The 21,974-nt window shown below is 69.1% G+C and carries 24 protein-coding genes, 1 tRNA gene and 1 pseudogene; 8 read left to right on the top strand and 18 right to left on the bottom strand.

The features are described 5' to 3' along the window. Window positions 1–3: 3 nt before the first annotated feature. Window positions 4–804 (bottom strand): ABC transporter permease, encoded by an 801-nt coding sequence (locus ABD357_RS02690; RefSeq protein WP_344387208.1) that lies wholly within the window; start codon window positions 802–804, stop codon window positions 4–6. Window positions 805–1,015: 211 nt separating this feature from the next. Here ABD357_RS02690 and ABD357_RS02695 point away from each other — a divergent pair, with 211 nt between their 5' ends. After that, window positions 1,016–3,430 carry a transglycosylase domain-containing protein gene (locus tag ABD357_RS02695; RefSeq protein WP_344387209.1) on the top strand — a complete coding sequence of 805 codons (2,415 nt, stop codon included), beginning with the start codon at window positions 1,016–1,018 and terminating at the stop codon, window positions 3,428–3,430. Here the strand turns inward: ABD357_RS02695 and ABD357_RS02700 are convergent, their stop codons facing one another. Together ABD357_RS02700 and ABD357_RS02705 are read right to left on the bottom strand one after the other, a co-directional pair. Continuing rightward, complete coding sequence (locus ABD357_RS02700) at window positions 3,431–3,772, bottom strand: GroES family chaperonin (RefSeq protein ID WP_344387211.1); 342 nt, start codon at window positions 3,770–3,772, stop codon at window positions 3,431–3,433. 82 nt (window positions 3,773–3,854) lie between these two features. Beyond that, complete coding sequence (locus ABD357_RS02705) at window positions 3,855–4,265, bottom strand: DUF3618 domain-containing protein (protein ID WP_344387212.1); 411 nt, start codon at window positions 4,263–4,265, stop codon at window positions 3,855–3,857. Window positions 4,266–4,369: 104 nt separating this feature from the next. Here ABD357_RS02705 and bcp point away from each other — a divergent pair, with 104 nt between their 5' ends. The 3 genes from bcp (at window position 4,370) to ABD357_RS02720 (ending at window position 6,198) form a co-directional block, all read left to right on the top strand. Next, window positions 4,370–4,837, top strand: coding sequence for a thioredoxin-dependent thiol peroxidase (gene bcp, locus ABD357_RS02710; protein WP_344387214.1), 468 nt, complete (start codon window positions 4,370–4,372; stop codon window positions 4,835–4,837). Window positions 4,838–5,059: 222 nt separating this feature from the next. Beyond that, window positions 5,060–6,115 carry an HNH endonuclease signature motif containing protein gene (locus ABD357_RS02715; protein WP_344387215.1) on the top strand — a complete coding sequence of 352 codons (1,056 nt, stop codon included), beginning with the start codon at window positions 5,060–5,062 and terminating at the stop codon, window positions 6,113–6,115. Further along, window positions 6,115–6,198 (top strand) — tRNA-Leu (locus ABD357_RS02720). The genes ABD357_RS02715 and ABD357_RS02720 overlap by 1 nt, the downstream gene beginning before the upstream one ends. A gap of 55 nt (window positions 6,199–6,253) precedes the next feature. On the opposite strand, the gene rdgB is transcribed toward ABD357_RS02720, so the two are convergent. The 4 genes from rdgB to ABD357_RS02740 all read right to left on the bottom strand — a co-directional run bounded on the left by rdgB (window position 6,254) and on the right by ABD357_RS02740 (window position 8,650). Continuing rightward, on the bottom strand, window positions 6,254–6,856 hold the full coding sequence (rdgB, locus tag ABD357_RS02725) for an RdgB/HAM1 family non-canonical purine NTP pyrophosphatase (protein ID WP_344387217.1): 603 nt from the start codon (window positions 6,854–6,856) through the stop codon (window positions 6,254–6,256). 82 nt (window positions 6,857–6,938) lie between these two features. Further along, window positions 6,939–7,343 (bottom strand): hypothetical protein, encoded by a 405-nt coding sequence (locus ABD357_RS02730; protein WP_344387218.1) that lies wholly within the window; start codon window positions 7,341–7,343, stop codon window positions 6,939–6,941. 158 nt (window positions 7,344–7,501) lie between these two features. Next, window positions 7,502–8,239 carry a ribonuclease PH gene (gene rph, locus ABD357_RS02735; protein WP_344387220.1) on the bottom strand — a complete coding sequence of 246 codons (738 nt, stop codon included), beginning with the start codon at window positions 8,237–8,239 and terminating at the stop codon, window positions 7,502–7,504. 114 nt (window positions 8,240–8,353) lie between these two features. Beyond that, complete coding sequence (locus ABD357_RS02740) at window positions 8,354–8,650, bottom strand: PTS sugar transporter subunit IIB (protein WP_344387222.1); 297 nt, start codon at window positions 8,648–8,650, stop codon at window positions 8,354–8,356. A gap of 167 nt (window positions 8,651–8,817) precedes the next feature. On the opposite strand from ABD357_RS02740, the gene ABD357_RS02745 reads away from it, so the two are divergent. Next, on the top strand, window positions 8,818–10,083 hold the full coding sequence (locus tag ABD357_RS02745) for a PTS transporter subunit EIIC (protein ID WP_344387223.1): 1,266 nt from the start codon (window positions 8,818–8,820) through the stop codon (window positions 10,081–10,083). 130 nt (window positions 10,084–10,213) lie between these two features. Here ABD357_RS02745 and ABD357_RS02750 read toward each other — a convergent pair whose 3' ends face one another. The 7 genes from ABD357_RS02750 to clpS all read right to left on the bottom strand — a co-directional run bounded on the left by ABD357_RS02750 (window position 10,214) and on the right by clpS (window position 14,523). Further along, a complete protein-coding gene (locus ABD357_RS02750; RefSeq protein WP_344387224.1) occupies window positions 10,214–10,966 on the bottom strand; it encodes an MBL fold metallo-hydrolase in 753 nt (250 codons plus the stop codon). Between the two features lie 497 nt (window positions 10,967–11,463). Further along, on the bottom strand, window positions 11,464–12,414 hold the full coding sequence (locus ABD357_RS02755) for a PLP-dependent cysteine synthase family protein (protein ID WP_344387225.1): 951 nt from the start codon (window positions 12,412–12,414) through the stop codon (window positions 11,464–11,466). 17 nt (window positions 12,415–12,431) lie between these two features. Beyond that, entirely contained in the window at window positions 12,432–12,719 is a 288-nt protein-coding gene (locus ABD357_RS02760; protein ID WP_344387226.1) for a MoaD/ThiS family protein, read from the bottom strand. A gap of 120 nt (window positions 12,720–12,839) precedes the next feature. Next, the gene (locus ABD357_RS02765; RefSeq protein ID WP_316754057.1) at window positions 12,840–12,935 is read right to left on the bottom strand and encodes a putative leader peptide; all 96 of its coding nucleotides are present in this window, start codon (window positions 12,933–12,935) and stop codon (window positions 12,840–12,842) included. Window positions 12,936–13,014: 79 nt separating this feature from the next. Further along, window positions 13,015–13,437 (bottom strand): M67 family metallopeptidase, encoded by a 423-nt coding sequence (locus tag ABD357_RS02770; RefSeq protein ID WP_344387228.1) that lies wholly within the window; start codon window positions 13,435–13,437, stop codon window positions 13,015–13,017. 150 nt (window positions 13,438–13,587) lie between these two features. Next, window positions 13,588–14,193: a DUF2017 domain-containing protein gene (locus ABD357_RS02775; RefSeq protein WP_344387229.1), complete on the bottom strand. Its 606-nt coding sequence runs from the start codon at window positions 14,191–14,193 to the stop codon at window positions 13,588–13,590. Window positions 14,194–14,205: 12 nt separating this feature from the next. Next, window positions 14,206–14,523, bottom strand: a complete 318-nt coding sequence (gene clpS / locus ABD357_RS02780) for an ATP-dependent Clp protease adapter ClpS (RefSeq protein WP_328771263.1) — start codon at window positions 14,521–14,523, stop codon at window positions 14,206–14,208. Window positions 14,524–14,717: 194 nt separating this feature from the next. Between clpS and ABD357_RS02785 the strand changes: the two genes are divergently transcribed. Together ABD357_RS02785 and ABD357_RS02790 are read left to right on the top strand one after the other, a co-directional pair. After that, on the top strand, window positions 14,718–16,046 hold the full coding sequence (locus tag ABD357_RS02785) for a nicotinate phosphoribosyltransferase (RefSeq protein WP_344387231.1): 1,329 nt from the start codon (window positions 14,718–14,720) through the stop codon (window positions 16,044–16,046). Between the two features lie 186 nt (window positions 16,047–16,232). Continuing rightward, complete coding sequence (locus ABD357_RS02790; RefSeq protein ID WP_344387232.1) at window positions 16,233–16,817, top strand: nicotinamidase; 585 nt, start codon at window positions 16,233–16,235, stop codon at window positions 16,815–16,817. A gap of 52 nt (window positions 16,818–16,869) precedes the next feature. On the opposite strand, the pseudogene ABD357_RS02795 reads toward ABD357_RS02790, so the two are convergent. Continuing rightward, window positions 16,870–17,196, bottom strand: a pseudogene (locus tag ABD357_RS02795) (hypothetical protein); the annotation flags it as partial. Window positions 17,197–17,689: 493 nt separating this feature from the next. Here ABD357_RS02795 and ABD357_RS02800 point away from each other — a divergent pair. Next, window positions 17,690–17,959, top strand: coding sequence for a hypothetical protein (locus tag ABD357_RS02800; protein WP_344387234.1), 270 nt, complete (start codon window positions 17,690–17,692; stop codon window positions 17,957–17,959). Between the two features lie 18 nt (window positions 17,960–17,977). Here the strand turns inward: ABD357_RS02800 and ABD357_RS02805 are convergent, their stop codons facing one another. The 3 genes from ABD357_RS02805 to ABD357_RS02815 form a co-directional block, all read right to left on the bottom strand. Beyond that, window positions 17,978–18,613 (bottom strand): RDD family protein, encoded by a 636-nt coding sequence (locus ABD357_RS02805; RefSeq protein WP_344387236.1) that lies wholly within the window; start codon window positions 18,611–18,613, stop codon window positions 17,978–17,980. A gap of 118 nt (window positions 18,614–18,731) precedes the next feature. Then, entirely contained in the window at window positions 18,732–20,366 is a 1,635-nt protein-coding gene (locus ABD357_RS02810; RefSeq protein ID WP_344387237.1) for an RDD family protein, read from the bottom strand. A 159-nt stretch (window positions 20,367–20,525) separates the two neighbouring features. Next, entirely contained in the window at window positions 20,526–21,932 is a 1,407-nt protein-coding gene (locus tag ABD357_RS02815) for an FAD-binding oxidoreductase (protein WP_344387239.1), read from the bottom strand. Window positions 21,933–21,974 lie beyond the last annotated feature (42 nt).

Below are 21,974 nucleotides of genomic sequence, written 5' to 3' on the forward strand. Positions count from 1 at the left end.
GTCTCACCCACCCTGCACCACCACCCTCCGTGTAGCCGCCGACTGCAGCAGCCGCCCCGCCGCCAGCAGTGCCACCGCCCACGCCGCCTGGAAGACGAACGCCCCGAACGGGTCGGCCTCCCCCATCAGCACATCCGCCGGCACCTGGAGCTGCCCCGCCCACGGCAACGCCTGCACCACGTCCCCGAGCGCGTCCGGGAAGGCGTTCAGCGGCAGTGTCATGCCCGAGCAGAAGATGCCCGTGACCATCAGGGCCTGCGTGACACCCCTGGCGTCCATGAGCCAGAACACGCTCAACGCCGCCAGATAGCGGATCCCGAAGCTGACAAGGGCCGCCAGCAGCAGCGCGACCAGGAAGGCCGCCCAGGTACCGAAGTCCCCCGGCAGGGCCATCGGGAAGAACAGCGCACCGAAGACGAACGGAATCACACCCCGCCCCACCAACTGGAACAGCATCCGCCCCAAGTCGCTTCCCAGCCACCACAGTTGGAGATCGGCCGGCCGGTACAGATCGATCGCGATCTCACCGGTGCGGATGCGTTCCATGAGCTCGGTCTCGAAGCCTCCGCCCTGGATGGCCAGCGCCGCGAACAGCGCCTGCCCCAGCCACACATACGTCACGGCCTGCGCCTGGTCGTACCCGCCCAGATCCGGTCGCTCGTCCCACAGCGCCAGATACGTGTACACGAGGATCAGCCCGAACACGGTATTGGTGAACACCCCGGCCGCGGTGGCCACCCGATACGTCGCGTACCGCCTGAAACTCCCCACCGCGACGGCCGCGTACAACCGCCCCGCGCCCACGACCACACCCCTCCCGCGCACCCGCCGCCAGACACCGAAGCGCAGGAGCCTAGCCTCCGCGCCACACCCCGTGCCAGGCATTTTCTGTGACCAAAGCGTGTGCCCCGTGCAGGGAACGGAACGCACGGTGCGAGAGTCTTCAACAGGGGGCAACAGAGAGCGAAAGATGGCGTACAGGTACGTATGCCGCGAAACGGGAGTCCGGCACGACATGAACGACCAGCCGCAGCAGACGAGCACCGCGCGCCTGAGGCGACGCACCGGCTGGCGCCGGCTGATCCCGACCTGGCGGATGGTGCTCGGCACCTTCGTCGGCGCACTCCTCCTGCTGATCGGCCTGTTCGCGCTCGGCTACTTCCTGGTCGAGATCCCCGCAGCGAACGCGGCCGCGATGAAGCAGAGCAACGTCTACCTGTACGCGGACGGCAGCCGGCTCGCCCGCGACGGCGAGGTCAACCGCGAGAACGTCACCCTCGCCCGGATCTCCAAGGACACCCAGCACGCCGTGCTCGCCGCCGAGGACCGTGACTTCTACTCCGAGTCCGCCGTCGACCCCCAGGCCATGATCCGCGCCGCCTGGAACACCGTCACCGGCAAGGGAAAACAGTCCGGCTCGACGATCACCCAGCAGTACGTCAAGAACTACTACCTGGCGCAGGAGCAGACGGCCACCCGGAAGATCAAGGAGTTCTTCATCGCCATCAAGCTCGACCGCGAGGTCAGCAAGGACGAGATCCTCGAGGGCTATCTGAACACCAGCTTCTTCGGCCGCAACGCCTACGGCATCCAGGCCGCCGCACAGGCCTACTACGACATCGACGCCAAGGACCTCACGGCCGCACAGGGCGCGTACCTCGCGTCGCTCCTCAACGCCCCCAGCGCGTACGACGTGACCGCGCACCCCGAGAACAGACCGGCCGTCGTGGACCGCTGGAACTACGTACTCGACGGCATGGTCAAAGAGAAGTGGCTGACGCCCCTGGAGCGGGCCGGACTGGAGTTCCCGACACCCAAGGAGGCCAAGGCTGCCGCCGGACTCTCCGGGCAGCGCGGCTATCTCGTGCAGGCCGTCAAGGACTACCTGACCGGCAGCGAGATCATCGACGAGGACACCCTCGCCACCGGCGGCTACCGCATCACCACCACCATCCAGAAGGACAAGCAGAACGCCTTCGTCAAAGCGGTCGACGACCAGGTGATGGGCCGGCTCGACAAGAAGACCAACAAGACCGACCGCAACGTCCGCGCCGGCGGCGCCTCCATCGACCCGGCCACCGGCAAGGTCCTCGCGATGTACGGCGGCATCGACTACACGAAGCAGTACGTCAACAACGCCACCCGCCGCGACTACCAGGTCGGCTCCACCTTCAAGCCCTTCGTGTTCACCTCCGCCCTACAGCACGGCTCCACCACGCAGGACGGCCGCCTCATCACCCCGAACACCGTCTACGACGGCACGAACCAGCGGCCCGTGGAAGGCTGGCAAGGCGGCACATACGCCCCCGAGAACGAGGACCAGGCCTCCTACGGCCCGATCCCGGTCCGCGAAGCCACCGACAAGTCCGTCAACGCGGTGTACGCACAGATGGCCGTGGACGTCGGCCCCGAGAACGTCCGGCAGACCGCTCTCGACCTGGGCATCCCCTCCTCCACCCCCGACCTGACGGCCTCCCCCTCCATCGCCCTCGGCCCGGCCACCGCGAGCGTCCTCGACATGGCGGAGGCCTACGCCACGCTCGCCAACCACGGCAAGCACGGCCGGTACTCACTCGTCTCCGAGATCACCAAGGACGGCACCGACGGCACGGACGGCACCGAAAGCGCCGTCACACTGCCCTCCCGCGCCACAGGCGTCCGGCAGGCCGTCAGCCGCGAAGCCGCCGACACCACGACAGCCGTCCTGCGCGGCGTCGTCGAGGGCGGCACCGGAACCGCCGCCCAGGCGGCGGGCCGGCCCGCCGCCGGAAAGACCGGCACCGCGGAGGAGGACCAGGCCGCCTGGTTCGCCGGCTACACCCCCGACCTCGCCACCGTCGTCGCCATCATGGGCCAGAACCCGAAAACGGGCGCCCACACCCCCCTGTACGGGGCACTCGGCCAGGCCCGCATCAACGGCGGCGGCTACCCGGCACAGATCTGGGCCCAGTACACCCAGGACGCGCTCGAGGGCACAGAGGCCAAGGACTTCGACCTCCAGATCCAGGAGGGCGCGGACGAGCAGGAACTCCCGACGGAAGAGCCCTGGGACGAGCCGCCGTGGGACAGGGGCGAGGAGGACAACGGCACGACGGACGGGCGGGACGGACCGGGAGGGCGGGGCAGCACGGACGGCGGGAACGGGAGTGACGAGGGTGACGGGGGCGACGGTGGGACGACCACCGGCGGCGAAGAGACCCCCATCGAGCCCCCGGCCCCGACAGCCCCCGACCAGCCGAGCGGCGGCACGACGACCGACGGCGGAACGACAGACGGGGCAGAAGGAGGAAAGCCCACGACCGGCGGCACGACCGACGGAGGCACGCCTACGGGCGGCGACACCTCCACGGGAGGCGGCGGCACGACGGACGGCCGCGGGATCACGTCGGGCACGACGCACGGCGGCGCGACGTTCAGAAACGCCGAATAGCTACAGGTACAAGCCGGTCGAGTCCTCGGAACCCTCGAACCGGTCCGCCGCCACCGCATGCAGATCACGCTCACGCATCAGCACGTACGGGACGCCGCGCACCTCGACCTCGGCACGGTCCTCCGGGTCGAACAGGACACGGTCCCCCGGCTCCACGGCCCGTACGTTCTGCCCGACCGCGACGACCTCGGCCCAGGCGAGCCGACGGCCCACCGCCGCGGTCGCCGGAATCAGGATGCCGCCACCGGAACGGCGCTCGCCCTCCGCGGTGTCCTGCCGCACGAGCACACGGTCGTGCAGCATCCGGATGGGCAGCTTGTCGTGATGGGTGTTCGCACTCACGCTCTTGAACCTACCTGGCTTTGCGCGGCCCGTACGCGGGCGGGGTCGGCGGAGACCATATGCATGCGGGATCCGGCTGGTGTCAGCGCTTGCGGCGCCGGGAACCCGACGAACCACGCCGAGAACCCACGGCGCCACGCCGCGAACCCACGGCGAACAGCCCGACGACCCCGACCACCACCAGAGCCACCGGCACGATGCGCTCGAGCCGCGGCGCGCCCTCGTCGTTCACCAGCTGGCCCCTCACATCGCTGACCATGCGGTTCACGCCGACGTAGGCGCGGCCGAGGGTGTGGTCGATGTTCGAGACGACCTTGGCCTTCGCGTCACCGACGATCGTCTTCGGGTGCACCCGCGCGCCGATCTCGTCGAGCGTCTCGGCGAGGGTCTCGCGACGGCGCTTGATGTCCGCCTCGATCTGCGCCGGAGTTCTGATGTCCGGCGTGCTCGACGTATCCGACACCGCGCTGCCTCCATGGTCGTATGTGGTCATCTGTCCTGGCCGACAGTCTGTCAGCTCCGCTCACCGGACACCCCCCGGGCACCCCTATTACGCTCGGGTCCGTATCCACCACCCCGCAAGGAGACCGAACCGAGATGAGCGAGCGACTCCAGCCCGGCGACACCGCCCCCGCCTTCACCCTCCCCGACGCCGACGGCAACGAGGTCTCCCTGGCCGGCCACAAGGGCCGCAAGGTCATCGTCTACTTCTACCCCGCCGCCCTCACCCCCGGCTGCACCAAGCAGGCCTGCGACTTCACGGACAACCTCGACGTCCTGGCATCCGCCGGCTACAACGTCATCGGCATCTCCCCCGACAAGCCGGAAAAGCTGGCCAAGTTCCGCGAGAAGGAGTCCCTCAAGGTCACCCTGGCCGGCGACCCCGACAAGACGGTCATCGAGGCCTACGGCGCCTACGGCGAGAAGAAGAACTACGGCAAGACGTACATGGGCGTCATCCGCTCCACGGTGATCGTCGACGAGGAGGGCAAGGTCGAACGCGCCCTGTACAACGTGCGGGCGGCCGGCCATGTCGCGAAGATCATCAAGGACTTGGGGATCTGAGACGCCTGCCTACTTCTGCGCGAGCTTTTGCGCGAGTTCTGCGCGAGCGGCCCGTACCGGTGACATCCGGTACGGGCCGCTCTGCATCTCGCTGCGCATTCCGGGCATGACTGTCCGATTAACGGTTCGTTACTCCGTGCGAGGCCACGAACGGGTGGCCGGGACGGAGGGGAACAGTGCCAGGATCCGCATGTCGGCGGGCAGGCAGCAGGGGGATGCGGCATGTCTGACCGATACGAACGGAACAAGCTGGCCAAGGCTGTTGCCGCATCTCAGGGGTGGGCCGAGCTGATGCGGTTGCTCGGGCTGAAGCCGAGCGGCGGACAGCGCCGCGTACTCCAGGAGAAGGTGGCCGAGCAGGGCCTCGACACAAGCCACTTCAAGCAGCGCAGCCCATGGCGCAAGTATCCGGATGAAGCCATAGCCCAAGCAGCAGCCTCCTCCACCACACTGCGCGAAGTCGTCTCCAAGCTCGGCGCCACTCCCGCCACCGGCACCCTGTCGCACATCAAGCGCCGCATCGACGCTGCGGGCATCGACGTCAGTCACTTCCCGGGGATGAACCGTGAACAGATCGATCTGCCGTTCACCACGATGGAGCTCGCGAGAGCTGCCGCCTCGGCTCACAGTGTCCGCGGAGTCGCCCGCGAACTCGGTGTCCCGGACGACAGCCGGTCGCGCGCCACGCTGGGCAAAATGCTCCGGGAGCGAGGCGTCGACACGGCCCACTTCCGAAATACACGTGTCTCGATCCCAGAAGAGGCACTCCGCTCCGCGGTGCCAAAAGCCAACAGCTACGCGGAAGTCATCCGCATCCTGGGCCTGGAGGTGAACGACACGAATCACCGCCGCGTTCGACGTAAGACTGCGCAACTCGGCCTCGACACCAGCCACTTCACACGGCGCCCCTGGGGAGCGCTACGCGTGGTCAAGCCGAAGCCGACCGCGGAGACGGCCCTCGTTGTACTTCCAGAGGGGTCACCTCGCACAAACCGCTCCCGTCTGCATCGCGCCCTCGAGGAGATCGGCGTTCCGTACCATTGCGCATCCTGCGGAAATCCCGGCGAATGGCTGGGGCAACCCATCACGCTTCAGATCGACCACATCAATGGAAACTGGCTGGACAACCGAGCCGAGAACCTCCGCTACTTGTGCCCAAACTGCCACGCCTTGACCGATACGTGGTGCCGGAACCGCAGGAGGGAACGGCCTGCCCGGCAGGAAGGTCAATACGTCATTCCCGTCAGTCGCCAGCCCGGTACTATGGCTCGCGACTAGCGGCGGTGGTGCAATGGCGACACAGCTGGTTTAGGTCCAGTGACCCGTGACAGGGTTTGAGGGTTCGAATCCCTTCCGCCGCACCCTCCAAGGGCGCCCTCTCGCAGGGCGCCCTTCGGCGTACACACCGGACGAGTGTCAGCCCAACAACTCCCGCAACACCGGCACCATCCCCCGAAACGCCTTCCCCCGATGACTGATCTCGTTCTTCTCCTCGGGGGACATCTCCGCGCACGTCCGCGTGTCCCCGTCCGGCTGGAGGATCGGGTCGTAGCCGAAGCCGTGGGTGCCGGCCGGTTCGTGGCGGAGGGTGCCTCGGAGGCGGCCTTCGACCACGCGTTCCGTTCCGTCCGGGAGGGCCAGGGCGGCGGCGCAGGCGAAGTGGGCGGCTCGGTGCTGGTCGGGGATGTCGCTCAGCTGGTCGAGGAGGAGCGTGAGGTTGGCTCGGTCGTCGCCGTGGGAGCCGGACCAGCGGGCGGAGAAGATGCCGGGGGCGCCGCCCAGTACGTCGACGCAGAGGCCGGAGTCGTCGGCGACGGCGGGGTGGCCGGTGGCCTGTGCGAGGGCGTGGGCCTTGAGGAGGGCGTTCTCGGCGAAGGTGACGCCTGTTTCCTTGACGTCGGGGACGTCGGGGTAGGCGTCGGTGCAGACCAGGTCGAAGTGGAGGTCGGCGGCGGCGAGGATCGCCTTGAGCTCGGTGAGCTTTCCGTGGTTGCGGGTGGCGAGGATCAGGCGGGTCATGGCTCTCACAGTAGTCACGTCACGGGTGGGGGCGCCCTCTCGTTCAGGGCGCCCCCACCCAGTTCCGTAACCGCTGGATCACCTACGAGGTGCAGACCTTGGTCAGTTCGCCGGCGGCGTCCGTGACCGGGCTGATGTCCGGTGTCTCGTCGCCGTTCTGGATCGCCGTACGTACGTTGACCACGGCCTCGCGCAGGTCTTCGGTGGCCTTGTTCACGTCGGTGTCTTCGGTCTTGTCGCCGATCTTGTCGAGGTTCTTCTCGATGGAGTTGAGCGCCTCGTCGGTCTGCGTGGGGTCGTTCGCCGCGTTCTCGACGGCCTGTTGGAGGTCGGTGACGCTGTCGGCGATGGCGTCGGCGGTCCTGGCGCAGTCCAGCGCCTTGTTGACGGCGTCGCAGCCGGTGGTCAGCCCGGCGGTCAGCGCTACGGCTGCCACTGCGGCGGCGATGGTGATACTGCGACGTCGCGGGCGTCGGCTCGCGGCCATGGAACGGTCCTCCCGTTGCTTCAGGCCCTCGGGGGGCCGTGTGGTACGGCGGGGCGTGCGGCGGTGTGCCGTGCGCCGGTATTGGTAGGGACGCGGGGGCCGCGGCCGTGGTTGCCCGTGGCGCTGCGGCTCCTCTTGGGGCGGACTTGGTGCGTCCTTTACCTTTCGAGGACCGTATCAAGTGCCTTGCGCTGTGCGACAGCGAGTTCTTCGCAGCCTGAAACGGCAAGGTCGAGCAGGGAGTTGAGCTCTTCGCGGGCGAAGGGTTCGGCTTCCGCGGTGCCCTGGACCTCGACGAAGCGTCCGTCGCCGGTGCAGACGACGTTCATGTCGGTGTCGGCGCGTACGTCTTCCTCGTAGCAGAGGTCGAGCAGGGGTACGCCGCCGACGATGCCGACGGAGACGGCGCTGACGGTGCCGGTGAGGGGCTGGCGGCTGGCCCTGATGAGCTTTTTGCCGCGGGCCCAGGAGATGGCGTCGGCGAGGGCGACGTAGGCGCCGGTGATGGCGGCGGTGCGGGTGCCGCCGTCGGCCTGGAGTACGTCGCAGTCGAGGACGATGGTGTTCTCGCCGAGCGCCTTGTAGTCGATGACGGCGCGCAGGGAGCGGCCGATGAGGCGGCTGATCTCGTGCGTACGGCCGCCGATCTTGCCGCGTACGGATTCGCGGTCGCCGCGGGTGTTGGTGGCGCGGGGCAGCATGGAGTACTCGGCGGTGACCCAGCCTTCGCCGCTGCCTTTGCGCCAGCGCGGGACGCCTTCGGTGACGGAGGCGGTGCAGAAGACCTTGGTGTCGCCGAAGGAGATGAGGACGGAGCCTTCGGCGTGCTTGCTCCAGCCGCGCTCGATGGTGATGGGGCGGAGCTGCTCGGGGGTGCGGCCGTCGATTCGTGACATGGCGATGAGCCTAGCGGCCCGAACGGGAGGGGCCGCCTCCGGTAATCGGAAGCGGTCCCTCGGGGCCGGCTGAAGCGCCACCGAGGCGGCCGGCTCAGGAGGCAGCCCGGCGGCTCACATCATGTCTTCGATGTCCGCCGCGATCGGGTCGGCGTCCGTGCCGATGACGACCTGGATGGCGGTGCCCATCTTCACGACGCCGTGTGCGCCGGCGGCCTTGAGGGCGGCTTCGTCGACGAGGTTGGCGTCCACGACCTCGGTGCGGAGGCGGGTGATGCAGCCTTCGATCTCTTCGATGTTGTCGATGCCGCCGAGCCCGGCGACGATCTTCTCAGCCTTGGTGGCCATGTCCTTCTCCCCTGATCCGGTCCGCTGTGCCGCAGTAACACATAGGTCTACACCACTTTGCAAGGGTCGCCAAACACAGGGTCGACGAGAAAGGAAAAGTGTGGGTTCCTTATCCGCCCTTCACCGTGCTACAACAGGTCTACACCACTGAGTGGTGTAGACCACGCGGCCGATGGATCATGGGTCGCTCCCATACACACGGAGTCACCACCGTCCCCCAGGAGGAAGTTGTGTCCACGGCCAGCGCCGCTCCGGCGGCTGACAAGAAGAAGGGCTCCGGCGCGATGGCTGTCCTGCAGCGCATCGGTCGCAGCCTGATGCTGCCGGTCGCCGTCCTGCCCGCAGCCGCGCTCCTGGTGCGCCTCGGCAACGCCGACATGCTCGGTCGCGAGTCGTTCCCCGAATTCCTTACCAAGATCGCCGGCTTTATGTCGGCGGGCGGCAACGCGATCCTCGACAACATGGCACTGCTGTTCGCGGTGGGTATCGCGATCGGCTTCGCCAAGAAGTCGGACGGCTCGACCGCGCTCGCGGCGGTCGTCGGCTACCTGGTCTTCAAAAACGTACTGGCCACGTTCACCGACGAGAACCTGCCCCAGGTCGCGCAGGCCGTCGACGGCAAGGTCGTGATGGTCGACGCGCCCGTGGACGCCAAGGTCCTGGGCGGTGTGGTGATGGGCATCGTCGTCGCCCTGCTGTACCAGAAGTTCTACCGGACCAAGCTTCCGGACTGGGCGGGCTTCTTCGGCGGCCGCCGCCTCGTCCCGATCCTCTCCGCCTTCGCCGGCCTGCTCATCGGCATCGTCTTCGGCTACATCTGGCCGGTCCTGGGCACCGGTCTGCACAACTTCGGTGAGTGGCTGGTCGGTTCGGGCTCCGTGGGCGCGGGCATCTTCGGTGTCGCCAACCGCGCGCTGATCCCGATCGGCATGCACCACCTGCTGAACTCCTTCCCGTGGTTCCAGGCGGGCGAGTACGAGGGCAAGAGCGGTGACATCGCGCGCTTCCTGGCCGGTGACCCGAGTGCCGGCCAGTTCATGACCGGCTTCTTCCCGATCATGATGTTCGCGCTTCCCGCCGCCTGCCTCGCGATCGTGCACTGCGCCCGTCCCGAGCGCCGCAAGGTCGTCGGCGGCATGATGGTCTCGCTGGCGCTGACCTCGTTCGTCACCGGTGTCACCGAGCCGATCGAGTTCACGTTCATGTTCATCGCGCCGGTCCTGTACGCCATCCACGCCGTCCTCACCGGCGTCTCCATGGCGCTGACCTGGGCCCTCGGAATGAAGGACGGCTTCGGCTTCTCGGCGGGCGCGGTCGACTTCTTCCTGAACCTCGGGATCGCGACGAATCCGTGGGGCCTGGTGCTGGTGGGCCTGTGCTTCGCGGCGGTCTACTACGTGGTCTTCCGCTTCGCGATCATCAGGTTCAACCTGCCGACTCCGGGCCGCGAGTCGGACGAGGAGCTGGCCGAGCTGCAGAAGGCGGAGGCGAAGTAGGCCTCGAGCGGGCCTCAGCCCGTACGTACGAGAAGGCCCCCGGAGTCGACTCCGGGGGCCTTCTCGTACGTACGGGCTCTGGATCTCGTATATGAGGATCCCGCACGAGGATCTCGCATACGTACGGGCTCTAGATCTCGTACGTCACTCGCGGCGCCGCCACTTCCACCGGGCCCGTGTACGTCTCGCGGGCGTCCGCGAGGTTGACCTGGGGGTCCGTCCACGGCGGGATGTGGGTGAGGACGAGGCGACGGGCGGCGGCGCGGGCGGCGATCTCGCCCGCCTCGCGGCCGTTGAGGTGCAGGTCCGGGATGCTCTCCTTGCCATGGGTGAACGCGGCCTCGCACAGGAACAGGTCGGCGTCCCGGGCGAGTTCGACGAGCGTGTCGCATACGCCCGTGTCCCCGGAGTACGTGAGCGTCCGGCCGCCGTGCTCGACGCGGATGCCGTACGCCTCCACCGGGTGGCTCACCTTCTCCGTGTGCACAGAGAACGGGCCGATCTCGAAGGAGCCCGGCTTGACCGTGTGGAAGTCGAAGACTTCGCTCATGGAGGAGGCGCTGGGGGTGTCCGCGTAGGCGGTGGTGAGGCGGTGCTCGGTGCCTTCGGGTCCGTAGACCGGGATGGGGGCGGCTCGGCCGCCGTCGTGCCGGTAGTAACGCGCCACGAAGTAGGCGCACATGTCGATGCAGTGGTCGGCGTGCAGATGGCTGAGGTAGATCGCGTCGAGGTCGTAGAGACCGCAGTGGCGCTGCAGCTCGCCGAGGGCACCGTTGCCCATGTCGAGGAGCAGCCGGAAGCCGTCGGCCTCGACGAGGTAGCTCGAGCAGGCCGATTCCGCGGACGGGAACGACCCCGAGCAGCCGACGACGGTGAGCTTCATAAAGCAGAAACCTCCGCTGGCGGGGAGTGAAGACGGGGGTCGTGCGGTCCGTCGAGCGTAAGGCGCAAAACCTCCGGTCGCTCCTCCGTAAGGGGGTCTTGTGGGCGAACTCACCTGCGGAGTCACCGGTTCGGGGGTGGTTCGCCCCCGCCGCCCTTACCCGTCCCATGCCAAGGGGCTCGGACCCTGGACCCCGCCGGGGGCTGCGCCCCCAGACCCCATCGGCCTAGAGGCCTCGTCCTCAAACTCCCCCAGCTACCGCTGGGAGGTGCCCCAGACGGGCTGATTGATGCGGGCCTGCGCTGACAAAGTTCGGCCACACAAAAATCAGCCCCTCCGGCGCTTGAGGAGCGGGGGTCCGGGGGCTGGCCCCCGGAACGGGGTCCGGGGCGCAGCCCCGAAGGGGATCTGGGGGTGCAGCCCCCAGCAGGGCCCGGGGCCGGCCCCGGGATGGGACGGGTAAGGGCGGCGGGGGCGAAACAAACCCCGCCCACCCCCTACGCCCAGAGTTGGCCCTGCAGCCTCTCGATGGCCTCTTCCGTCGTCGCCGCCGTGTAGACGCCCGTCGACAGGTACTTCCAGCCGCCGTCGGCGACGACGAAGACGATGTCCGCCGTCTCCTCCGCCTTGACGGCCTTACGTCCCACACCGATCGCCGCGTGCAGCGCGGCCCCCGTGGAGACGCCCGCGAAGATCCCCTCCTGCTGCAACAGCTCGCGCGTGCGCGTCACCGCGTCGGCGGAGCCGACCGAGAAGCGTGTGGTCAGGACCGAGGCGTCGTACAGCTCGGGGACGAAGCCTTCGTCGAGGTTCCGGAGGCCGTACACGAGGTCGTCGTAGCGCGGTTCGGCCGCGACGATCTTGACGTCCGGCTTGTGTTCGCGGAGATAGCGGCCGACGCCCATCAGCGTGCCGGTCGTGCCGAGGCCTGCCACGAAGTGGGTCACGGAGGGGAGGTCGGCGAGGATTTCGGGGCCGGTCGTCGCGTAGTGGGCGCCCGCGTTGTCGGGGTTGCCGTACTGGTAGAGCATCACCCAGTCCGGGTGCTCGGCCGACAGTTCCTTGGCCACGCGTACGGCCGTGTTGGAGCCCCCGGCCGCGGGGGACGAGATGATCTCGGCGCCCCACATGGCCAGCAGATCCCGCCGCTCCTGCGAGGTGTTCTCGGGCATGACGCACACGATGCGGTAGCCCTTGAGCTTGGCCGCCATGGCCAGGGAGATGCCGGTGTTGCCGCTCGTCGGTTCGAGGATCGTGCAGCCGGGCGTGAGGCGGCCGTCCTTCTCCGCCTGCTCGATCATGTGCAGGGCGGGACGGTCCTTGACCGAACCCGTCGGGTTGCGGTCCTCCAGCTTCGCCCAGATGCGGACGTCGGCGGACGGCGAGAGCCGCGGCAGGCGCACCAGAGGGGTGTTGCCCACCGCGGCCAGCGGGGAGTCGTAGCGCATCAGGGATCAGAGCCCGGTCAGACCATGCCGCCGGCTACCGCCGGCAGAATCGTCACGTTGTCGCCGTCGGTCAGCTTGGTGTTGATGCCGTCGAGGAAGCGGACGTCCTCGTCGTTGAGGTAGACGTTCACGAAGCGGCGCAGTTCGCCGCCGGCTGCCTGGTCGACGATGCGAGCCTGGATGCCCGAGTGGCGGGTTTCGAGGTCGGCGAACAGATCGGCGAGGGTGTCCCCGGTGCCCTCCACCGCCTTCTGACCGTCGGTGTACTGGCGGAGGATGGTGGGGATGCGGACCTCGATGGCCATGGTTGCGGGCTCCTGTCGGAAGAAGTCAGGTCGGTGGGCGCGCGACAGCGCGGAAGAGCAAGGTGGTACGCGATAACCGCGCCGCGGCTCTCAATCAAGGCCGTACGGCGGCAGGCCGCATCAACAGATGGCGCTGGCGAGCCTGCACAGGTCGACGTGCAGCCGCGCCACGAGCAGCATGCCCGGCGTCTTGTCGCTCACGTCGTGGAGAACCATGGGCTCATCGTATCGATTCCCGGTCCGGGTTCTGGAATGTGATCTCACATCGTGGATGATTTCTGCCCGCATCGCGGGATCAGTAGGCCTGTACGACCTTGACCTCCTCCTCCGTGACCTCGCCCTCCACGATCCGGTATGAGCGGAACTGGAAGTCGCCGAGGCCGTCGGTGTCGGCGGTGGACACCAGCACGTAGTGGGCGCCGGGCTCATTGGCGTACGAGATGTCGGTGCGGGACGGGTACGCCTCGGTGGCCGTGTGGGAGTGATAGATGACGACCGGCTCCTCGTCGCGGTCGTCCATCTCGCGGTACAGCTTGAGGAGATCGCCGGAGTCGAACTCGTAGAACGTGGGTGACATGGCCGCGTTCAGCATGGGGATGAAGCGCTCGGGGCGGTCCGAACCCGCCGGGCCCGCGATGACGCCGCACGCCTCGTCGGGGTGGTCCTGGCGCGCATGCGCGACGATCTGGTCGACGAGGGCCTGGGTGATGGTGAGCATGCCGGTCAGGATAAGCAAAAGCACAGCCCCGTACCGAGGAGTGGTACGGGTCTGCCCACATGCTGGGCGGCAGCTCAGCCGACCTCGGTCTTTTCGAGCTCCGGGTCGGGGCGCGCGGTGACCTCCGGGTTGCGGGCAGCGCCCCACGTCTCACGGCATGAGCGTCTCGACGAGCGTCTCCTGGAGCCCGCCCAGCCACAGATACGCCATCACCATCGGTTTGCGTGGGTCGTCGTCCGGCAGCCGGTAGAGAAGGTCGGTGTCCTCCTCGTCGATGACGTCGAGCCGGGAGCCGATCGCGAGCCGCAGGTCGTTCAGAGCGCCCAGCCACTGCTGGGATTCCTCCGTCGACAGCTTGAGCACCGCCCCGCCCTCGCCGGCAGAGGCGAGCGCGTCCAGGGAGCGGATCACCGCGAGGGCGTTGTCCCGTTTGCCCGCGCGCAGGTCGTTCTCGGTGAAGCGGCGGAACTCCGCGGAGTACTGGCGCTGTTCCTCGGCCTGCTCGGGCGAGGTGGCCTCGACGTCGGGCCCGCTGTAGGCGTCGGGGAAGAGGCGTTGCAGTACGGGGTCGGCGGGCGGCTCGCTGGGACCCTCGGAGAACAGTTCGGCGAGCGGGTCCTCGGTGGCGTCCTCCGCGGGTCCGGGACCGATGAGCTCCAGGAGCTGAACCGCCAGGGAGCGGATGATGGAGATCTCGACCTCGTCGAGGGCGACGGCCGCGCCGCCGCCGGGGAGCGGTTCGAATTGTCCTGGCATGGAGTGAGTTCGCTACTTCCGGTCCTGCTGGAGGGTGGCCCACAGGCCGTAACCGTGCATGGCCTGCACATCGCGCTCCATCTCCTCGCGGGACCCGCTGGAGACGACGGCACGGCCCTTGTGGTGGACGTCGAGCATGAGCTTGGTGGCCTTGTCCTTCGAGTAGCCGAAGTACGTCTGGAAAACGTACGTCACATAGCTCATGAGGTTGACCGGGTCGTTGTGGACGATGGTGACCCAGGGGACGTCCGGCTCTGGTACGGCGGAGACCTCCTCCGCCGACTCGGTCTTTTCGATCTCTAGAGGTGCGGGAGCCGTCACATGGCCCATGCTGCCACCAGAGGGGGGTAGGCGGCCAAACGGCCCCTCCAGAACCGCGAGCCCCAGAAATCGTCAGAGTGACGAGATTGGCGGTATCATCCGTTGCCATGCTGCATACACCGGGGGACAACCCCCGGACCCCCGGCCGACCTGGGGACCGGCCGGCCCGGGGACACCGGAGAGTCATGTCGAGGAGAGCTTTCGTGCATGTAGCGGACCTGGGGCTGCCGGTGGATGTTCCGTCGACAGCACTCTTCACGGATCACTACGAGCTGACCATGCTGCAGGGCGCCCTCGAGGGCGGCACCGCCGGGCGCCGTTCGGTCTTCGAGGTCTTCACACGCCGGCTGCCTGAGGGACGGCGTTACGGAGTCGTCGCGGGAACCGGGCGGGTGCTGGACGCGGTCGAGAACTTCCGGTTCGACGCGGACGTCCTCGGTTTCCTGCGCGAGCGCCGCGTCGTGGACGAGCCGACCCTCGAGTGGCTGTCCTCGTACCGCTTCAGTGGCGATGTCTGGGGCTACCCCGAGGGCGAGGTCTACTTCCCCGGCTCGCCGATCCTGCGCGTGGAGGGCACGTTCGCGGAATGCGTGCTCCTGGAGACGGTGATCCTTTCGATCCTCAACCACGACTCGGCGATCGCCGCCGCCGCCTCCCGGATGGCCTCGGCCGCGGGCGATCGGCCGCTGATCGAGATGGGCGCCCGGCGCACCCATGAGCTGGCCGCCGTGGCCGCCTCACGCGCGGCGTACGTCGGCGGCTTCACGACGACCTCGGACCTGGCCGCGGGCTTCCGCTACGGCATCCCCACCGTCGGCACCAGCGCCCACGCCTTCACGCTGCTGCACGACAGCGAGCGGGACGCCTTCCAGGCCCAGGTGCACTCGCTGGGCCGGGGCACGACGCTGCTGGTGGACACCTACGACGTCGCCGAGGCCGTACGGACGGCCGTCGAGATCGCCGGGCCCGAGCTGGGCGCCGTACGCATCGACTCCGGTGACCTGCTGCTCGTGGCGCACCGGGTGCGGCAGCAGCTCGACGAGCTGGGCGCGACCGACACGAAGATCGTCGTGACCTCGGACCTGGACGAGTACGCGATCGCCTCGCTGGCCGCGGCGCCCGTGGACGCGTACGGAGTGGGCACCCAGCTGGTGACGGGATCCGGCCATCCGACGTGTTCGATGGTCTACAAACTGGTGGCCCGTGCCGAGTCGGCGGATCCGAAGGCTCCGCTCGTGCCGGTGGCGAAGAAGTCGACGGGCGGCAAGACGTCCATCGGCGGCCGGAAGTGGGCCGCGCGACGGCTCGACGAGGAGGGGGTCGCCGAGGCCGAGGTGATCGGCACGGGGGCCGTCCCGGCGGAGCTGGCCGACCGTCAGCTGCTTGTCGAGCTGATAAAGGGCGGCGAGGTCGTCGCCCGCGAGCCCCTGGATGTCGTACGCGACCGGCACGCGGCTGCCCGCGCCAACCTGCCGCTGTCCGCGACCCAGCTGTCCCGCGGGGAGGCGGTGATCCCGACGGAATACGTCTGAGCACGCCCGCGTACGCCCGATGCGTGCGCCCGGGTACGCCCGTTCACGTCTGCCGGGAGCGGAGCTCCCGACCGGGGTACCCGGGAATCAGCTCCGGACAGCCTTTCCCCGCGGGGGCATGAACAAGCGGGGAACGGGCAATGCAACCGCAACATCAGCGCCCCTCAAGGGGGAAGGACACCGACCATGCGCCGCGCACTGATCGTCGTCGACGTACAGAACGACTTCTGCGAGGGAGGCAGCCTCGCGGTGACCGGAGGGGCAGACGTGGCCGCCGCGATCACGGAGCTGATCGGGCAGGCGCCCGCCGGCTACCGCCATGTCGTGGCCACCCGTGACCATCACGTCAACCCGGGCGACCACTTCTCCGAGAACCCCGACTACGTCCACTCCTGGCCCAAGCACTGCGTGGCGGGCACGGAGGGCGTGGGCTTCCACCCGAACTTCGCCCCGGCGGTCGCCTCCGGCGCGATCGACGCGGTCTTCGACAAGGGCGCCTACGCCGCGGCGTACAGCGGCTTCGAGGGCGCCGACGAGAACGGCGTCACGCTGGCGGACTGGCTGCGCGCACGCCAGATCACCGAGGTCGACGTGGTCGGCATCGCCACCGACCACTGCGTCCGCGCCACGGCGCTGGACGCGGCCCGCGAAGGCTTCCGTACGAACGTACTGCTCGACCTCACGGCCGGTGTGGGCGAGGAGACCACCGAGCGGGCCCTGGAGGAGCTGCGCGAGGCGGGTGTGGAGCTCACCGGGAAGCCCGTGGTTTAGCCGGTTTCGCAGCCTTGGGCGCAGTAGTGGGCTTGGAAGGCTGGCCGGGAGGAGCCGTACGCCGCTTCAGGGCCCGGATCGGGCGCCACAGCTCCGTGGCGGTGGCGGTGGTGTCGCCGCCGGGGGGTGTGCGCCATATGAGGCCGTCGGGATGGTGCAGGACCGCGGTGATTTCGTCCGGGGTCGGCGGCTCGGCGTTGCCGCGCAGGTAGACCGCCCGCATGCCCAGGTTGCGCACCCGCGTCAGCGCGCGGGCCCGGTTCTGTGCGTGCACGAGGATGCGTACACAACCGGTGCCGCCCATGGCGGAGGGGGTGGGCAGGTTCAACGCCACCACCACACTGCCGTTCGGCAGCTTGCAGAAACCTCCTGCGGCCACATCACACCCCCGTGAGAAACAGTGTCAATAAGAGAGCCACAGGACGCACCTAAACACGATCGGCCGCGACCCGCCAGAGGGTCACGATCGATCAAGCTTTGACCTGCTGGTATGCCGTTCAATTCGCCGCGGCCGAGACCTTCACCATGATCGCCGAGCCGTCGCTGGGACTCCTTCGCGGTCGCGATCTTGGTGTTGGTGTCAGTTAGCCGGTACGGAGCGCCACGAGGTTGGTGTACCGCTCAACCGGCGCGCCACACCGTCCAGTGGGTGGACGCCATGATTCCGTGCGCCCCCTGTGCACCGGCACCGTGGGTTAGGTCACGCTTACCGCTCGTTCCACTCGGGCAGACAGCGGATTAGAGTCGGCTGGCGGCGCGCTGGAGATCAGCGGATTGCCAAGTCGACACCGTTGTTGTCGCCCCCTGATTCGTATCCGCATCCTCCCCCTTGGCGAGAGGCACGGGGGAGGCCCCCGACCCGAGGAACGCTCATGCCTCGTCCGACCGCCGCACAGCTCGCCTACGGCTCCTGCACCGTGATCTTCTCCACCCTCGCCATGCTGCTGCTGTCACAGACGAGTTCGGGTCCGGGAGTCGCGGTGATCGCGCTCTCCGCCCTCGCCCTCGGTCTCCTCGTGGCCATGACGGTTCCCGTCCCGAAGAAGCCGACGCCGGTCGCCGCGTCCGTCGCCCCGGAGCGTGTTGCGGAATCCGTTCCGGTGACCGAATCCGTTCCGGTGGCCAGCGGCAGCAAGCGCTGACCGCGCCGCTCGACTGGTTCAGCCGGTGCTGACCACCACGGTCTTCGCCGGCTTGTCGTGCAGGCCCTGCTTGTAGGGCTTGTCGAAGAAGCTCCAGCCACCTGTGATCGCGGTCCAGATGCACGCGCAGCAGAACGCGAAGGGCAGCCAAAGGATCAGTGCGCGGGTCAGCGCGTTCTGCCAGGAGGGCGTCGAGCCGTCGTTGAGGTTCGCCACCCGCATGTGGAACAGCTTCTTGCCGAGGGTCTGCCCGTCCCTGGCGGTCAGGACGGTGTCGTACGTGACGTAGAGCACCGCGGCGATCAGGGACTGGCCGATGGACTCGCTGTACTCGACGGTGCCGCCGTCCGCGTCGTAGTCGGTGGCACCGAACGCCCACGCCAGCAGCCACGACACGACACCCACCAGGATCATGTCGATGAGCCGTGCCAGTACGCGCTTGGGGCTGTCGCCGAGCGGCGGCATCCCCGCGAGGGGCTCGTTGCCGTACGGGCCGCCGGCGTAGGGGTCACCCGCGTACGGAGGGGGTGTGGTGCCCCCGCCCTCCGAGCCCTCCGACGGGGTGTCGTACGGGGAGCCGCCGGCCTCGCCGGGTGGCGGCTGACGCTTCTTGAACGGATCGTCTTCCGGGGAAGGCGGCGGCTCGGTCGTCATACCCCGAGTCGACCGCGAAGCACCCGGCCGCGCAATGGGCGGGGAGCCGTCCGGGCTATCGCTCGCAGCGGCTGACTCGTGCGTCGGCGGGCGGCTGGGGCGTGGGCCGGCTCGCGGGTCACCCCGCTACGAACGTGTGCGCCGCCTTGTCGTGCCAGCACTGGCGCCACGGGCGGTCGAACAGGCCCCACAGGACACCGAGGACACCGATGCCGAGGAGTCCGGGGACGCTGTAGACGAGCCAGCGGCGCAGGGCCGCGCCGAACGACGGGGGCTCGCCGCCCTCGATGTCCCGCACCTGGAGACCGCACAGCTTCTTGCCGAGCGTACGGCCCCACTTGGCGGTGGGCAGCGCCTCGTAGAGGACACCGAAGAGCAGCAGGACGGCGAGGACGATGCCGAGGTACGCGCCCGTGGTGCCGTCCAGCAGCCAGACCGTGACGGTCTCGCCGGACAGCTTGGCCGCGTCGATCTTGTCGTTGACGTGGTCGAGGGCCCTGGTGCCCAGCGGCACGGCAGCCGCGCCCGTGACGGCGCCCAGTACGAGCGAGTCCACGAGCCGGGCGGCCAGCCGCTTGCCGAGCCCGGCGGGACGCGCGGACGCCTGCGCCCGGGCGGCGGCCTGGAAGGGGTCCTCGGACACCGGCTTCCAGGGGACGACGGGCGGTTCGCTCTCGGCTCCGGCGAGGCGGTGCACCTGCTGGGCCCAGGAGGGCTGTCCACCGCCGGCGCCCGCGGCCATGGGGGTGGACTGCTCGGGCGTGGAGGGGGTGGATGGGGCGGTGGGGGCGGAGGCGGTGGATTGCGCGGCCGGGGAATTCGTGGACTGGGCGGGTACGGCGGGGCTCTGGGCGCCGGCCGCCGAGGCGGAGGCGCCCTGGGAGAGGCCCGCGCGGGCGGCGGCCGGGCTTCCCGCGGTCGAGCTTGCCCTCGAGCCTCCTGAAGCCGTGTCCCCCACGGCGGTTCCTCCCGCGGTCGGGCCCGGGACCTGAGGGTCGCGCAGTTGCCTCTGCCGCGGAGTGACGGCACGGAAGGCCATCGTGCCCTCGGAGGCGAGAGGGTTACGGGCGCTGGGGACACCGGAGGCTCCGGCCCTGGGCCGGGGCGAGCCGGACCCGGGCGAGGCGTCGCGGGGCGAACCGGATGACTCCTCCTCCGAGCCCGCGGCCGGCCGCACCCGCCCCGTGGGCCTGCGGAACACCACCGTGCCGCCGGAAGCCGGAGGCTGCGCGTCCTGGGCGTTCTGGCCGTCTTGGGCGTCCCGGGGCTTGTCCTCGACCCGGTCCTCGGACCTGGGCGCGCGGAACGTGACCGTGCCGTCGGTGTGCTCGGACCTGCCCTCCGGCTGGGCCGGCTCGGACGACAGGCGCGGATCAGCGGGGGAACCCCAGGAGACCCGGCGGTCCTGCTCACCGCCGAAACCGGTCTGCCGGGAGCGGTCGGCGCCCCACGCCGTCGCGGGCTCGGGGCGGCTGCCGTGCTGGGCTTCGGCGGGCGAGGGGGCCGCGGCGGGCGGGTCCTCGTCGAAGAAGTGCGGTCCCGTCTCCTCCGTGGTGGCGGGACCGGTGGCGGCCGGGGCCGAGCGGCCACCGGGTGGCGTCGGCAGCGATTCGCCGGCGGACGGCGCCGGTCGGCTGGTGCCGGGTACCCACGAGGCACCGTTCCAGTACCGGACATATCCAGGAATGGACGGGTCCGGGTAATACCCTTCGCGGGGCCTGTCGTGGCCGGGGGCCGGGGTTGGGGCGCTCATGTCCGTCGGTCCCGTATCTGCTCGGGGGTCGTTTGGGGAATCCACATCTACCAGACCGGAGCAAGGGTCACGTCCGGTCCGCCACTACCTACCCCGTTCGGGCAAGGTTCTGGCACGCCTTCCCGAAATACCGGACGGTTTCAACTACCGGGCGGCGACTCAGAAGACCTTGCCGGGGTTGAGGATGCCCAGCGGGTCGAAGGCCGTCTTGATCGCGCGCTGCATCTCCACGCCGACCGGGCCGATCTCGCGGGCCAGCCATTCCTTCTTCAGTACGCCCACGCCGTGTTCACCGGTGATCGTGCCGCCGAGTTCCAGGCCGAGGGCCATGATCTCGTCGAAGGACTCGCGGGCGCGGCGGGACTCGTCGGGGTCGCCGGCGTCGAAGCAGACGGTGGGGTGGGTGTTGCCGTCGCCGGCGTGGGCGACGACCCCGATGGTCAGCTGGTGCTTCTCGGCGATCCGCTCGACGCCCTCGATCAGGTCGCCGAGCCGCGACCGGGGCACGCACACGTCGTCGATCATCGTCACGCCTCGGACCGCTTCGAGCGCGGTGAGCGACAACCGCCGTGCCTGGAGGAGCAGTTCGGATTCGGCCAGGTCGTCGGCCGGGACGACCTGGGCGGCGCCCGCGGCCTCGCACACGGCGCCGAGCGCGGCGAGGTCGGCGGCCGGGTCCGAGGTGTCGAAGCCGGCGAGCAGCAGGGCCTCCGTGGTCTCCGGCAGGCCCATGTTCGCCATGTCGTTGACGGCCTTCACCGTCGTACGGTCCATCAGTTCGAGGAGGGACGGCGCATGCCCGCCCTCCATGATCCGGCACACGGCGTCACAGGCGGCGGACGCGGACGCGAACTCGGCGGCCAGCACCAGCTGCTGCGGCGGCTGCGGCTTGAGCGCCAGTACGGCCCGTACGACGATGCCGAGCGAACCCTCCGAGCCCACGAACAGGCGGGTCAGGTCGTACCCGGCGACGCCCTTGGCCGTGCGGCGGCCGGTATGCATGAGGCGGCCGTCGGCGAGGACGACGTCCAGGCCGAGTACGTACTCGGCGGTGACCCCGTACTTCACACAGCACAGGCCGCCTGAGGCCGTGCCGATGTTGCCGCCGATCGTGCACATCTCCCAGCTGGAGGGGTCCGGCGGGTAGTAGAGGCCGTGTTCGTTCACTGCGCGGGACAGCGCGGCGTTGATGACGCCGGGCTCGACGACGGCGATCCGGTCGACGGGGCTGATCTCGAGGATCCGGTCCATCTTGATCAGGGACAGCACGATGCAGCCGTCGGATGCGTTGGCGCCGCCCGACAGTCCCGTACGGGCGCCCTGCGGGACGACCGGGACGCGCAGCTCGGTGGCGATGCGCATGACGTGCTGGACCTCTTCGACGGTCCGCGGCAGCACGACGACCGCGGGCGTCCCGGCCTCGCAGAAGCTGGCCATGTCGTTGGCGTACGAGACCGTGACGTCCGGGTCGCTCAGCACCGCCTCGGCCGGCAGCCCCGCGAGCAGACGGTCGAGGAGGTTCCCCGTCGCTTCGTCACGAGGGGCTTCGATACGGCTCATGATCACAGCGTCGCATCCGGGGACGCCGGTGTGAAGCCCACCTGCACG

The organism is Streptomyces vastus, assembly GCF_039532825.1.
Taxonomy (GTDB): Bacteria; Actinomycetota; Actinomycetes; order Streptomycetales; family Streptomycetaceae; genus Streptomyces; species Streptomyces vastus.

Excerpts from the sequence above, each read along its gene's own strand:
- ABD357_RS02695 (WP_344387209.1), top strand. The coding sequence starts at position 1,016 with ATGAACGACCAGCCGCAGCAGACGAGCACCGCGCGCCTGAGGCGACGC.
- ABD357_RS02705 (WP_344387212.1), bottom strand. The coding sequence starts at position 4,265 with ATGACCACATACGACCATGGAGGCAGCGCGGTGTCGGATACGTCGAGC.
- bcp (WP_344387214.1), top strand. The coding sequence starts at position 4,370 with ATGAGCGAGCGACTCCAGCCCGGCGACACCGCCCCCGCCTTCACCCTC.
- ABD357_RS02715 (WP_344387215.1), top strand. The coding sequence starts at position 5,060 with ATGTCTGACCGATACGAACGGAACAAGCTGGCCAAGGCTGTTGCCGCA.
- rdgB (WP_344387217.1), bottom strand. The coding sequence starts at position 6,856 with ATGACCCGCCTGATCCTCGCCACCCGCAACCACGGAAAGCTCACCGAG.
- ABD357_RS02730 (WP_344387218.1), bottom strand. The coding sequence starts at position 7,343 with ATGGCCGCGAGCCGACGCCCGCGACGTCGCAGTATCACCATCGCCGCC.
- rph (WP_344387220.1), bottom strand. The coding sequence starts at position 8,239 with ATGTCACGAATCGACGGCCGCACCCCCGAGCAGCTCCGCCCCATCACC.
- ABD357_RS02750 (WP_344387224.1), bottom strand. The coding sequence starts at position 10,966 with ATGAAGCTCACCGTCGTCGGCTGCTCGGGGTCGTTCCCGTCCGCGGAA.
- ABD357_RS02755 (WP_344387225.1), bottom strand. The coding sequence starts at position 12,414 with ATGCGCTACGACTCCCCGCTGGCCGCGGTGGGCAACACCCCTCTGGTG.
- ABD357_RS02760 (WP_344387226.1), bottom strand. The coding sequence starts at position 12,719 with ATGGCCATCGAGGTCCGCATCCCCACCATCCTCCGCCAGTACACCGAC.
- ABD357_RS02765 (WP_316754057.1), bottom strand. The coding sequence starts at position 12,935 with ATGGTTCTCCACGACGTGAGCGACAAGACGCCGGGCATGCTGCTCGTG.
- ABD357_RS02770 (WP_344387228.1), bottom strand. The coding sequence starts at position 13,437 with ATGCTCACCATCACCCAGGCCCTCGTCGACCAGATCGTCGCGCATGCG.
- ABD357_RS02775 (WP_344387229.1), bottom strand. The coding sequence starts at position 14,193 with ATGCCAGGACAATTCGAACCGCTCCCCGGCGGCGGCGCGGCCGTCGCC.
- clpS (WP_328771263.1), bottom strand. The coding sequence starts at position 14,523 with ATGGGCCATGTGACGGCTCCCGCACCTCTAGAGATCGAAAAGACCGAG.
- ABD357_RS02790 (WP_344387232.1), top strand. The coding sequence starts at position 16,233 with ATGCGCCGCGCACTGATCGTCGTCGACGTACAGAACGACTTCTGCGAG.
- ABD357_RS02800 (WP_344387234.1), top strand. The coding sequence starts at position 17,690 with ATGCCTCGTCCGACCGCCGCACAGCTCGCCTACGGCTCCTGCACCGTG.
- ABD357_RS02805 (WP_344387236.1), bottom strand. The coding sequence starts at position 18,613 with ATGACGACCGAGCCGCCGCCTTCCCCGGAAGACGATCCGTTCAAGAAG.
- ABD357_RS02810 (WP_344387237.1), bottom strand. The coding sequence starts at position 20,366 with ATGAGCGCCCCAACCCCGGCCCCCGGCCACGACAGGCCCCGCGAAGGG.